The sequence below is a fragment of the Neobacillus sp. DHD-1R genome, assembly GCF_057747995.1.
The window spans coordinates 3675290-3687534 of the sequence record NZ_CM173232.1 but is presented as its reverse complement, the minus strand read 5'-3'; the positions used below and the strand labels follow the sequence as shown (position 1 = coordinate 3687534).

Annotated in this window: 18 protein-coding genes; 9 read left to right on the top strand and 9 right to left on the bottom strand. The window is 37.4% G+C overall.

The window, feature by feature from the left end; all coding sequences use genetic code 11:
- The first annotated feature begins 108 nt into the window (after positions 1 to 108).
- The 7 genes from AC3ANL_RS18175 (at position 109) to AC3ANL_RS18145 (ending at position 6456) form a co-directional block, all read left to right on the top strand.
- Positions 109 to 303, top strand: a complete 195-nt coding sequence (locus AC3ANL_RS18175) for a hypothetical protein (protein WP_488325803.1) — start codon at positions 109 to 111, stop codon at positions 301 to 303.
- 261 nt (positions 304 to 564) lie between these two features.
- The gene (locus AC3ANL_RS18170) at positions 565 to 2127 is read left to right on the top strand and encodes a rhomboid family intramembrane serine protease (RefSeq protein ID WP_488325802.1); all 1563 of its coding nucleotides are present in this window, start codon (positions 565 to 567) and stop codon (positions 2125 to 2127) included.
- Positions 2128 to 2223: 96 nt separating this feature from the next.
- The gene (locus AC3ANL_RS18165) at positions 2224 to 2436 is read left to right on the top strand and encodes a YqgQ family protein (RefSeq protein WP_488325801.1); all 213 of its coding nucleotides are present in this window, start codon (positions 2224 to 2226) and stop codon (positions 2434 to 2436) included.
- 6 nt (positions 2437 to 2442) lie between these two features.
- Positions 2443 to 3417, top strand: a complete 975-nt coding sequence (locus tag AC3ANL_RS18160) for an ROK family glucokinase (RefSeq protein WP_488325800.1) — start codon at positions 2443 to 2445, stop codon at positions 3415 to 3417.
- A gap of 104 nt (positions 3418 to 3521) precedes the next feature.
- On the top strand, positions 3522 to 4709 hold the full coding sequence (locus tag AC3ANL_RS18155) for a M14 family metallopeptidase (protein ID WP_488325799.1): 1188 nt from the start codon (positions 3522 to 3524) through the stop codon (positions 4707 to 4709).
- A gap of 198 nt (positions 4710 to 4907) precedes the next feature.
- On the top strand, positions 4908 to 6053 hold the full coding sequence (locus AC3ANL_RS18150) for a YqgU-like beta propeller domain-containing protein (RefSeq protein WP_488325798.1): 1146 nt from the start codon (positions 4908 to 4910) through the stop codon (positions 6051 to 6053).
- Positions 6054 to 6138: 85 nt separating this feature from the next.
- Positions 6139 to 6456: an MTH1187 family thiamine-binding protein gene (locus AC3ANL_RS18145; protein WP_488325797.1), complete on the top strand. Its 318-nt coding sequence runs from the start codon at positions 6139 to 6141 to the stop codon at positions 6454 to 6456.
- Between the two features lie 82 nt (positions 6457 to 6538).
- On the opposite strand, the gene AC3ANL_RS18140 is transcribed toward AC3ANL_RS18145, so the two are convergent.
- A complete protein-coding gene (locus AC3ANL_RS18140; RefSeq protein ID WP_488325796.1) occupies positions 6539 to 6718 on the bottom strand; it encodes a DUF2759 domain-containing protein in 180 nt (59 codons plus the stop codon).
- A gap of 205 nt (positions 6719 to 6923) precedes the next feature.
- On the opposite strand from AC3ANL_RS18140, the gene AC3ANL_RS18135 reads away from it, so the two are divergent.
- The gene (locus AC3ANL_RS18135) at positions 6924 to 7559 is read left to right on the top strand and encodes an MBL fold metallo-hydrolase (RefSeq protein WP_488325795.1); all 636 of its coding nucleotides are present in this window, start codon (positions 6924 to 6926) and stop codon (positions 7557 to 7559) included.
- Between the two features lie 157 nt (positions 7560 to 7716).
- Complete coding sequence (locus AC3ANL_RS18130) at positions 7717 to 8811, top strand: class I SAM-dependent methyltransferase (protein ID WP_488325794.1); 1095 nt, start codon at positions 7717 to 7719, stop codon at positions 8809 to 8811.
- 45 nt (positions 8812 to 8856) lie between these two features.
- Here the strand turns inward: AC3ANL_RS18130 and AC3ANL_RS18125 are convergent, their stop codons facing one another.
- The 8 genes from AC3ANL_RS18125 to comGC form a co-directional block, all read right to left on the bottom strand.
- Positions 8857 to 9099, bottom strand: a complete 243-nt coding sequence (locus AC3ANL_RS18125; RefSeq protein ID WP_488325793.1) for a DUF2626 domain-containing protein — start codon at positions 9097 to 9099, stop codon at positions 8857 to 8859.
- Positions 9100 to 9183: 84 nt separating this feature from the next.
- Positions 9184 to 9882: a helix-turn-helix transcriptional regulator gene (locus tag AC3ANL_RS18120; RefSeq protein WP_488325792.1), complete on the bottom strand. Its 699-nt coding sequence runs from the start codon at positions 9880 to 9882 to the stop codon at positions 9184 to 9186.
- Between the two features lie 221 nt (positions 9883 to 10103).
- Complete coding sequence (locus AC3ANL_RS18115) at positions 10104 to 10289, bottom strand: YqzE family protein (protein ID WP_488325791.1); 186 nt, start codon at positions 10287 to 10289, stop codon at positions 10104 to 10106.
- Positions 10290 to 10350: 61 nt separating this feature from the next.
- Entirely contained in the window at positions 10351 to 10734 is a 384-nt protein-coding gene (comGG, locus tag AC3ANL_RS18110) for a competence type IV pilus minor pilin ComGG (RefSeq protein ID WP_488325790.1), read from the bottom strand.
- Entirely contained in the window at positions 10731 to 11207 is a 477-nt protein-coding gene (comGF, locus tag AC3ANL_RS18105; RefSeq protein WP_488325789.1) for a competence type IV pilus minor pilin ComGF, read from the bottom strand. Before comGF ends, comGG begins: the two co-directional genes overlap by 4 nt.
- Positions 11155 to 11493 carry a competence type IV pilus minor pilin ComGE gene (gene comGE, locus AC3ANL_RS18100; RefSeq protein WP_488325788.1) on the bottom strand — a complete coding sequence of 113 codons (339 nt, stop codon included), beginning with the start codon at positions 11491 to 11493 and terminating at the stop codon, positions 11155 to 11157. The genes comGF and comGE overlap by 53 nt, the downstream gene beginning before the upstream one ends.
- The gene (gene comGD / locus AC3ANL_RS18095) at positions 11477 to 11917 is read right to left on the bottom strand and encodes a competence type IV pilus minor pilin ComGD (RefSeq protein WP_488325787.1); all 441 of its coding nucleotides are present in this window, start codon (positions 11915 to 11917) and stop codon (positions 11477 to 11479) included. Before comGD ends, comGE begins: the two co-directional genes overlap by 17 nt.
- Positions 11918 to 11923: 6 nt before the next feature.
- Positions 11924 to 12238 (bottom strand): competence type IV pilus major pilin ComGC, encoded by a 315-nt coding sequence (gene comGC, locus AC3ANL_RS18090; protein ID WP_488325786.1) that lies wholly within the window; start codon positions 12236 to 12238, stop codon positions 11924 to 11926.
- Positions 12239 to 12245 lie beyond the last annotated feature (7 nt).

The following is a 12245-nucleotide window of genomic DNA, read 5'->3' as shown; positions in this document are numbered from 1 at the left end:
CTCATTACTGAGTGTTAATTGTGAGGTCAGACCCTTTTAGCTTATTTTTAATAAAAATATGGATAAAACCCTTCTGTTCATCACAGAATAGTAATAGGAGGGATGATGATGTCTCGTATGTTAACATCCATATTTATGATTGGTTCAGTCGGATATTTTGCCTACCGCTATCGGTATCGACTTATTAATGTGCTCCTTGGATCGAACTGGATGCGAAGGATCGCTGTAGGTTCTATAATGAGTTTTCCAGGGTTAAAACAAAAAATGATGCACTCAGTATTTGGAAGACCATCTGAATGGTGAAAACCACAGATGGTTTTTTATTTTAGGCTCTATTCATTTTTATTGTTAATTTCCTTGGAACAATAAAAATGAATAGAGCCTTATATCAAAATAATTGTCTAAATGGTTAATTATGAAGAATTCAAGATGTTTCATTCATAGTAAAAGGTTCACTTCGTTTATAATGAAACAAACGAGGTAAAAATGAATACATATTAATAATTGAAAAGTAGCTATGGCTTAGAATTACATTATGGCACTATTTAAGGAAGTAGGGGAGAAATGAATAATAAAGAGAGTTACATCTTTTGGAGGTTGGCATATTCTTTCATCTCTGATCATGGATATCGAATTATTCAATTATTTGATAATCAAAAGGAACTATGGCTTGAAAAATTAGAAAATAAGAAAGCGCCGATTATACGTATGCTGCTCCATGATTTAGATTGGAGTAATGCCATGCAAAGAGATATTGAATTTACGGCTTCCAATGGGGAAAGAGTTCGTCAGCAAGTAGGCCGTAAAGAATTAAATGTGATGAATATTTATGTCAGCCAGTTTCCACCTGTTGATGAATATGAGTATCGTCTTTCAAAACCGTTTGTTTATCCTGAAGGAAACAAAACCACGGTAAGCTCTGTTCTTCTGGCCAAGGGGGAATACGACACTGGACTTGGGGTGATTTCCGAGAGGTTGGGCAGTGAAACGCACTTTTCATTTAATGATGCCTATTCTGAACAGGATGTTGAGGAAGTAAAAAAAGCTGCCCTGGATCATGCGATAAAAAAGGTAAAAACGGAAAAAGCGATTCTTTCGAATGGCAAACCGTTGTTTACCTATGTATTCATTGTAATCCAAGTAGCTGTCTTTCTCTGGCTTGAATTACATGGCGGGAGCACGAATACTTCGACACTGATTAAATATGGGGCCAAAGTAAATCAATTAATTTATGATGGAGAGTGGTGGAGATTTATTACACCAGTGTTTCTCCATATAGGATTTTTACATTTAGTAATGAATACATTTGCTTTGTATTTTCTTGGTCCGACCGTCGAACGAATATTTGGTAATGTTCGATTTTTATTTATTTACTTGTTTGCGGGTATTACGGGTTTCATAGCAAGTTTCATCTTTAGTTCAAACTTATCCGCAGGGGCAAGTGGAGCCATTTTCGGCTGTTTTGGTGCATTATTGTATTTTGGCGCGATGTTTCCTAAATTATTTTTCAGAACAATGGGGATCAATCTGTTCGTTGTCATTGGAATCAATCTTGTGTTTGGGTTCTCGGCATCTGGAATTGATAATGCTGGCCACCTAGGTGGATTGGCGGGGGGCTTCCTTGCAGCAGGTATTGTTCATTTTCCGAAGAAGAAAAAGCTATTATGGCAACTGCTGTTTTTCATCGGTTCAGCTGCGATCGTATGGGGTTCTTTGTCCTATGGGTTTAGTTCAACAGCAAAATCCGATGAAGAATATTCCAATTTACTAATGGCACAGGAATATGTACAACAAAGCAATTACGATCAAGCCTATACGGTATTAAAGGAATCAGAAGAAAACGTCACAAATCTATCGGAGAAGACCTATTTTCTCTTATCTTTCGTAGAAATTAAAAAAAATTTGCTTTCGGAAGCTAAAACGCATTTACAAAAAACTATCCAGCTTGATCCAAATTTTGATGAAGCCTATTTTAATTTAGCTCTCATTAATATGGAGGAAAATCAATTGGATCTTGCCAAAGAAAACGCAGAGAAGGCTGCTAAAATAGAACCTAATAAAAAGCAATATACTGATTTAGTCAGTGAAATTAATCAACAACTTCAATCAAATGGCGAAGGAGAATAGAAACAGTCTTGAGGAGAAAGGATGTATGGGTTATACTTTTTGGGTAATATCATATTACTTTCGATTTTAAAATTTTAAGAGGGGAGGGTTCCCCATATGAAAACAATTTATGATATACAGCAATTTTTAAAGCAATTTGGAACCTTTATTTATGTTGGTGATCGAGTTGGTGACCTTGAGCTAATGGAATCAGAGCTAACAGAGTTGTATCAAGCACAATTAATAGAACCAAGGGAATTTTCAACAGCACTATTAATTTTAAGACATGAAATACAATTTGAAAAAGAAAAAGCAAACAAAGATAGGTGAATTTAAGTGGCGGATCAATGGATAGCGGGTGTCGATCTTGGTGGCACAACTACTAAAATAGCGTTTATTACTTTGGATGGAGAAATTGTTTATAAATGGGAAATTCATACAGATAATTCGAATCAAGGCCAGAATATTACAGCCAATATTGCACTGGCAATCGATGAAAAACTTTCAGAGTTGGGGGAGACAAAGGCAAAGTTAATTGGACTTGGCATGGGTGCCCCTGGACCCGTAGATTATGAAACTGGCATTATCTTAAATGTGGTCAATTTAGGTTGGAAGGATAATTACCCTTTAAAGGACAGCCTTGAAGCAGCAACATCCCTTCCAGCTGCAGTTGAAAATGATGCTAACTGTGCAGCATTGGGAGAGATGTGGAAGGGTGCCGGAAACGGAGCAAAAAACCTTGTCTGTGTCACACTTGGGACAGGTGTTGGCGGCGGGGTGATCGCAAACGGAAATATTGTACAAGGGGTTAATGGGGCAGCTGGAGAAATTGGACATATTACAGCTGTTCCCTTTGGTGGAGCGCCATGTAATTGTGGGAAGACAGGTTGTCTTGAGACAGTTGCTTCGGCAACAGGAATTGTTCGATTAGCGATGGCGGAACTTCATAGCAGTGGTGCAGCAGGAGAATTAAGCGAATTACTAGTGAAAAATGGGAAAATAACCGCTAAGGATGTTTTTGATACGGCTAGAAACGGGGATTCATTGTCCACAAAGGTCTTAGACGAGGTCTCGTACCATTTAGGTTTTGCGTTAGCCAATATTGGCAACACACTTAATCCAGAAAAAATCGTATTAGGTGGCGGAGTCTCTAAAGCAGGGTCCATTTTATTGGACGCCGTACATGAACAATTTGCTAAGTTTGCCTTTTCGGCGGTAAGAAATTCTACAGAGCTTGCCCTGGCTACCTTAGGAAATGACGCAGGTGTACTCGGAGCCGCTTGGCTCATTAAAAATAAATTAAATCAATAAGCTTAAAATCCAGTGGAGTCCCAAAATCCCTATTGGGACTCCACTTTTTTAACATTTATCTCAAACTCCTTCATATGAATATTTATGATGGGAGGAGGAGGAAAATGGAGGTTAGTTTACGCCCCGGTGATACATGGTCCTATTTCAGCCGTTTGTTTATGATTCCACTTAATCTCATAGTAGATTCCAATCCAACACTAAATCCCACTAACCTGAAAATTGCTAAAAAAATACAGGTCCCAGGCTATGTATCCGTTCCTTATAAGATAAAAAAAGGTGATACTTTTTTAAACATAGCTGCATTAAGAAAAATCCCTGCTGATGCTCTTTTGCTTCTTAATCAAACCAAAGATGCCAATCATTTAATAGTGGGTGAGTCCATTTTTGTTCCGGAAAAAATAATGACTCCTGTTATTCAGACAAAATCTCCTGTGGATTATAAAAGGTTGGAGAAGGTAATCAAGAATCTCAAAGGGATTTATCCCTTTATTGAAGTATCCACGATTGGCCGAAGTGTCCTAAATCAATCCATCCAAGAAATCAAAATTGGAAAAGGTTCAAAGAAAATCCATATGAATGCCTCTTTCCATGCAAATGAATGGATTACCACCATGGTGCTGCTGTATTTGTTAAATCAATACTTATTGGCTATTACAAATGATCATATCATTAGCGGAGTGAAGGCTCTTAAGCTGTATGAAGAAGTGGAATTATCTATTGTCCCAATGGTAAACCCTGACGGAGTGGACCTCGTTTTAAATGGTCCGCCTTTAGGATTGAGGGAAGAGGTTGTGGACATCAATGAGGGGAGCAATGACTTCATTCATTGGAAGGCTAATATTAGAGGAATTGATTTAAATAATCAATTCCCTGCCAACTGGGAGATTTGCAAAAAAATCAAGAAGCCCAAGACACCTGCCCCGAGAGACTTTCCAGGGAATGAACCATTGACAGAACCTGAAGCAAAAGCGATGGCTGAGTTAGCGAAAAATAAACAATTTGACTGTGTCTTTGCCTTTCACACCCAAGGCGAGGAGTTTTATTGGGGATATGAAGGTCTTGAACCATCTGATTCTGAGAAACTTGCAATGGAACTTGAGCGAGTTAGCGGTTATGAAGCGATTCGCTATGTAAAAAGCCATGCGGGATATAAGGATTGGTTTATTCAAGAGTTTCAACGTCCTGGCTTTACCTTAGAACTAGGCAAAGGGATTAATCCTTTACCGCTTTCTCAATTTCCATCTATATTGAAACGGGCCCAAGCCATTTTCTTTACTGCACTTAAATCTTAAATTTTTATAGCCGCCTCACTTGTAATATCTTTTTATTCTCATTAAAATAAAGTGAATCTTTCATTAGTTAATAACCATTTTTATCAAAAGCCGATTCTTCTACGGAACTTTTCCTATTATTAAAAATATTTCAATTGTTGAAACATTTTTGATGAAAAATCGTACTAACAGTAGAGAGCGAAAAGAGGGGGAGGGAATTTGAAGAAGTCGAATGAACTTAATCGGTCAAATCGAGTTTTATTTCTATGGCATTTCATTTTGATCACCCTCCTTTTAGGTGCATGTGCAAATCAAGAACAGCCTAATCATAAAATTCCCGCTGCTCCTGAAAAAACTAAAGCGCCTGTTGCTATTGGTACAGAATGGAAATTACCTATCTCCATTCCAGCGGGGGAAGGTGAATTTTATAAGTTCATTGGTTGGCTTTCTGATTATCAAATTCTTTATGTAACCAATCTTGAACAAACTTCAAGTGTTTATAGATATAATCTATTATCAGGAAAGAGTGACTTCCTTTACCAAACAGAGAATCCTATCGTCAATGCGCAAATTAGCCCGTCTCACAAATATATATTAATTCATTCGGCGCCGTCATCCTATGAAGGATTGGTCACCATTATTAATATAAAAGGAATGGAACAGGTAAAACAGTCGATTCCCTCTCATGAATTAGTATTTGAATGGAATCCATATAACGAGTCAGAGATTCTCATTTCGAAATTTGATGAGAATTGGAGTTTTCAACTATTTTTGCTGGACATGAATAATGCTAAAACAACTGAGCTATTCTTACCACAGCCATTTGTTAAGTGGGTAACGGAAAAGAAGCTTGCGTTTTTAAATTGGGATGAAAATAATCCATCTTTAACTGCACCGCTTGTGGAGACAGGTTTAGAATCTGGTCTAGAAAAAATAGTTTTTCCAACCGCCATACAATTTTCAACCTTTCAAGATCTGCTCATGACGATTTCTGTAAATGAGCAGGATCAGACGATGGCCACCTATACATTTTTTGGAAATGAGATGAAACAGGTCTTCACTTTTTCAATCCCACAATTAACAAGGTTTTCAGATTGGTTAGTGCCATTTTATGACTATAATAAACAAAAGGGACAATTTATTACTTTTAGTCCCCTTTCTAGCGGTGAAGTGGATTCCTACACAGACGGCTTTAAACTGCTAAGCTATGATCTTAAAAAAGGGAGCAGCAAACTGATAATGGATGGTTTAGAAAATGCACCAGTCAGTTTTTCTCCTTCTGGGAGCGCCCTTCTTTATGGGAACCAGCTTGAAAAAATTATCGATATAAATGCTAAGAAAATATATGACTTGATAAAAGAGTGACTATAAAAAGCATCATTCTTTTTTTCTTTTGTGCTTAATATGATAAAATCAATTGAACAATAAATAGTTAAGAGAAGGTGTAGATGTGGCAATAGTAGATGTAGCAGTTATTCCACTCGGTACAGCAACTCCTAGTGTTAGTAAATATGTGGCAAGTGTCCAAAAAGTATTAAGAAAATATGAAAAAGAAGGAAAAATTCATTTTCAGCTGACACCGATGAATACAGTCATTGAAGGGGACTTACCTGTTCTTTTCGAAGTTATCCAAGCCATGCATGAGGTTCCTTTTTCAGAAGGAATCATGCGGGTGGCCACGACCATTCGAATAGATGACCGAAGAGATGTTAACAGAAGTATGGAATATAAAGTAGAAAGAGTTAAGAGTCTATTGAGTGAAGAATGATAAGAACCAATGGGCACTAAAAAAAGACTGTCAGCTGACAGTCTTTTTTGATTTGTCCACATTAAGGATTAGACGCAGTTTATTAATGAATTCCGGTTGGATATCCGGATTTAAGGAGTGTCATAACTGCAAACCAGCCGAAAACCAAAAATGAAGCAATACCCCAAAATGCGCCTAAGAAGTTTTTATTCTTTAGTGCATTGAATCCACCGTAACCAGCTAGGATGGCTACAAGAACGAAAATAATTACTAAACCCATCATAAATCCCCCTTTTTAGTATTACTAGGCAAGAAGCCTAACAGTTTAAAATCTTATGTACCTATATTATATACATTCGTTTCCTATTTTATATTCTTTTCGGATATTTGTCGAGGACTAAAATACAATGCTAGATAGCATGACTTTCTACGTATATGTGATATAGTGTAAAATAATTATAGTGTAATTCGGATAGGAGGAATCTTTAATGAAATGGCAGCAAATTCCATTAGGGGCATTGCAAACCAATTGTTATATCGTTGAAAATCCTGATAAGACCTGTTTAATATTTGACCCAGGTGATGAAGCGGCAAAGCTTATTCATTTATTAAACCAAAGAAAATTAAAGCCAATTGCGATTGTTTTAACACATGCCCATTTTGATCACATTGGGGCAGTAACTGTAGTAAGAGAAGCTTACAAAATCCCCGTTTATGTACATAAACAGGAAGAAAAATGGCTGAGTGATCCTGCTTTAAATGGCTCGCAGTTATTTATGCATGTTGAACCAATCAGAGTAAGTCCAGCTGATCACCTCATTCAGGATGAAGGGGAAATGGAAATCGGAACTTTCAAGTTTCATGTATCTCATACACCAGGTCATTCACCTGGCAGTGTTTCCTGCTATTTCGAGAAGGATGATGTAGTAATCTCTGGTGATGCTTTATTTCAGGGAAGCATTGGCCGGACAGATCTTCCTGGAGGGAACGAATCACAATTATTAAAGAGCATTCACGACAAATTGTTAATCCTGCCGGAGGAAACCTATGTCTTGTCAGGTCATGGCTCAGTCACAACGATTGGAGAGGAAATGGACAGTAACCCATTTTTAAATGGGTTTTAAGCTTCTCCGTTTGGTGGTAAAATAAAAGACCCTTCTAAAGGAAGGGTCTTTCGGGGGATGTTCTTTTTATATAATGGGAGGGATATTGTTAAGCTACTACTCTAACAATATAACAAAGTTAACACTATGTCAATAGTGTTAATTGATAGGAGTTACGATGATCACATACTTAAAACAATTAATTTCAAATTCACCGACAAGATTAATTTCTTATGCTGATTTTATTACTGCAGTCCTTTATCATCCTCAATATGGCTATTATATGAAGGACAAACAGAAGATTGGACGTAAAGGAGATTTCATTACGACTAGCAATATTTCAGATGTATACGGGAGGTTGGTTGCAAAATGGTTTTGCAATATTTGTGAAACAACCAAGCTGCCCCCAGTCTTTTGTGAAATAGGTGCAGGAAATGGCCGGTTTGCACATGCCTTCTTGCAGGAGTGGAAGGAAACGGGACAATCTCCCATCCAGTATACCATCGTGGAAAGCAGCCAATATCATCGGAACTTACAGCGAGAATTACTGATCCCCGATTTTCATGTTGTTCAAGTGGAAAGTCTTAGCGAATTAGAGCCATTTGCAGGGATGGTCTTTTCTAACGAACTCTTTGATGCATTACCTGTCCATGTCATTGAAAAAATTAAGGATCAGCTTTTCGAAGTCATGGTTGGGATTCAAGAAGACGGCGTATTGTATGAAAAGAAATTACCGTTAACCAATCCAGATATCCTATCTTTTGTAGAGAAAAGTGGAATCCATTTACATGAAAAGCATAGAATCGAAATACCATTAGCAATGGGCGAGATGATGCACGAAATTTCGAGGGTTCTTTCCAAGGGACTTGTTATGACAGCTGATTATGGTTATACGAATAAAGAATGGCAGGACCCACAGAGGACATTAGGAAGTTTAAGAGGGTATTACCAACACAGGATGATGCATGATGTCTTGCAGTATCCAGGAGAAATGGACATCACCACCCATATCCATTTTGATTCACTACTTCAAATAGGTCAGCAGGTTGGTCTGCACGCGGTATCGAAGTTAAGACAGGATGAGTTTTTATTAAAGGCGGGTATTTTAAAGGAATTAGAAAGTCATTATGATTCGAATCCTTTTTCAGAGGTTAGTAAGCGAAATAGGGCGATTCGCAGTTTAATTATGCCATCAGGAATTAGCTCTTATTTTCATATCATCGTTCAGGAAAAAGGAATGCACGTAAGTGAAAGCGACATATTTATGAAATAAAAGAAAAAAACGCCGGAGCTCCGGCGTTTTTTTTCTTCAGTTAAATCAATGTCCTCCACCAAGCGGCATCATGAATGTTGTCCAATATGTAAAGCCTGCGAAGAAAATAGTTAAATATGCACCGAAGACGTACAAATACATACGCTCGGAAAGCTTTAAATAGCTAAGCAGAACAAAGAATCCTGTTTGTGCTAAGAAAAGCATTGCTGTTTTGTCCATATCCCCTAGATACAACATTACGGTAAAAATACCAGTCCAGAAACCACAAACTCTGAACATACGATCCATATGTAACCCCCCTTTTTACCTTATGATACCATCATTACAATATTATAAAGTAAAAGGAGGCATAATGTAAATAATGGTTTCGAATTAGTTTGATACAAGTACTTGATAAGAACAAGTTTCACAACCAGAGAACATGTTTTCTTTTTCAACTAACTCAACGGATTCAAACAATGCCCCAAACATGCCCTTTAAAAATTCATGGTGCATACTGCAGACTGTTTCTGTATGATCCTCAGCCACTTCTTTAAATGGGCAATTAAATATTTGGAAATAGATTTTTGTTTGATCACCATTGGCTTCAAATTCAGGATAAAAACCCGCCAGAGTAGCAGCACTTTTTAGTATTGTTAGCTTTTGTTCAAATTCTAATTCTTCACCAAGTGATCTTTTTGACATTTCTTGTTCAATAACTTCGGCACCAAAACGTTTACCTGTTAAGAAAAGTGCTTCTTTACCAGCCTCACCAAGTGAAATCATTGTTTGGATAGCCACTTTTGATAAGAGCATGTAATCACGGAAAGGGAAATGAAGTTGAATGACATCATCAGATAAGCGATATAATCTGCTTGGCCGACCGCCTTTGCCGGTTTTCTTTGTTTCAGATGCTAACATATTAACATCTTCTAACTTTGATAAATGTAGTCTTGCTACGTTTGGATGAATATTAAAATTTTCCGCCACCTCTTGTACTGTAACTTCTTGATGACGTTTTGTAATGTATTGATAAATGTAATAGCGTGTTGGATCTGATAAAACATTTGTTATCTTTAATGTTTGTTCCATCACTGTTCACCTCGGACCCCCATAATTTATTCCATTATAATACAGCCCAAGTAACATGGGAATGAGGTTAACAATGTTAACACTATATGTTTAGAAAATGTTCACAATTTCCGACTTTATATTGTAACAAATTATCTTAAAAATACGCTTGTACGAGATTTTTTGTAATGTCAATGCCTTTTTTATGGCAAAAAAAAAGCGGAGGGAGAATCGCCCGCTTTTTAGTGCTTTCGTTTTTTCTTTATTTCGGAATAGAGGATATAAGGCAAAATCCCAAACCATCGATACCAAAAATCTGCCTTTGTTTGCTTTCGTTCAGTCCGAAGTCGTTTTCGTTCATCTTTCGGCTGGTCTGCATATTTAACAATTGTTTGGGTCATGTATTTTACATAATCATTTGTTTTCATGGACACACCTACTTTTATTAGTCACAGTAAATTATGTCCATTTATCAATTATTTCAAACAATTATTTGCCATCGCCCCATTTGATGATTTTTTTTGACCTTGTATCAAAATAACCATATCCAAAAATTGGCTCTCGGGCATGCAGGGTAAGAGTGAAATTAATTTTTTGCAGATAACTGGAGGGCGGTTCAGCTTGGTAGTCCAACGTTCCGTGAACATACATTATTTTTCCTTTGGCGGGGACAATCCCTCCCGTTTGCAGCATCGATTCCATTTTCTTTATTGAAGAAAGAAAATAATACTCTTGGTTCAAAATTGCCGTTGTTTCAAATGCCATTTTCCTTTCAGTTAGTAATTGATTTATATGCATGGAGAAAACCAGTAGAAAAATAATAAGCAGACATAAGGTAAGGGGGTAGGTGAATCCCTGCTCGGTATTTTTCATGTGCCGGTACTCCAATTTACGAAGGAGTAAGCAGTAACAGAATACTCTATTCCCCTGAGGTCGGTAACAGTAAGTTTAACGGCATTATTAACAATGGTGAAGGAATAGGCAGCAATATTTTGGAGGAGGATTTCATGTCCTGTGGAATTCACCCGTCTCCTTAGGCTGGATCCATATTTCTCGTATATAATCGTCTCGGAGTCCTTCGTTAAGATTAACCGTCCCCCGGCCACTTCGGCACGAGACGCTTGGTGTATTTCTTTTTTGATTTGGGTACAGAAAACTTCCCATTCCAGCGACTGTAATTCGAGTAGTGACCCCTTATTATTAAGGATGATCTCAAATGTTGGTGACATGAAAAAAATAAGGATGGAGAAAATGGTAAAAGCAAACAGTACCTCGACCAAAGTAAAGCCTTTTTCATTCGAGCACACCACAAACTTTGTCTTCTGGCTGGTAAGTATTTTTTTCAAACGTTACACACACCTCCTTTTGGTTAGCTACACCGGTGTCTTCCCAAGTAATAGAGTATTCGATGTTGTTTTGAATCAAGGTGTAGTTGGTAAAGATTCGGCTATCAAGTAATTTCGCTTCTAGTTCCTCATACATAATCTTCCGGGCTGTTTTCTCTATCTCCACTTGTCGGGACTGATCCCTTAACTCCATCAATAAAGGCAGTAAAAATAAACTTATCATTAACAAGGCTGACAGTGATAACAATAGTTCAAGCAAAAAAAATCCTTTATTGCTCCGTAACATAAAACCGTCCCTTTCCAATCAAAACGGTTATCTTATAATTCTTATTTTTCGATTTAATATAAAAGGTACCAAACTTATTCACATTTCCATCACTTAGAAATTTGAAATACAAGGGCAGGGAACCTTCCACGAAAGTAAAGGAGGTTGAGTAATTTCTCTCGACAATCAATGGCAGATCCGTGCGCATAAACATGTAATATCGATATTGGCCAGGCAGAATAACAACTGATACATCATGCTGGTGAGAAATAGCATATTGCTGCGCATAGAGCAAATCTGCCTGCAATTGGGTTAGGAGGACCCTATCATCCACTGTCGTGTGCTGTGGCTGTAAGGCGAAGACGGTGATGGAGGATATGATCATAAAGATAGAGAGAACAATCAACGATTCGATTAAAGTGAATCCCTTTTGAGTATTGTACATTTTTGGTTAATTTTCGTTTGCAACCGCTGTGACGTTGCCACTCGAATCAATAACCACATTTTGCCCATTAGGACAACCTTGTCCATCACCTTTTAAATATCCATCCGTTTTTAGTTCCGCGAGTGTCGGCACCTTATTGTTATGTTCCATTTCATAGGATTGAACTTGAGCTTGAACCATTTTTACGAATGCTTCACAGCCTTTATTGTTGATATTAGAATTATGCTTGGCAACGTTCGGAATTGTGATAATAAGCAATATCGAAATAACTAGCATAACAATCATCATTTCTATCAGTGTAAAACCTTTTTCATTATTCATGATTTAT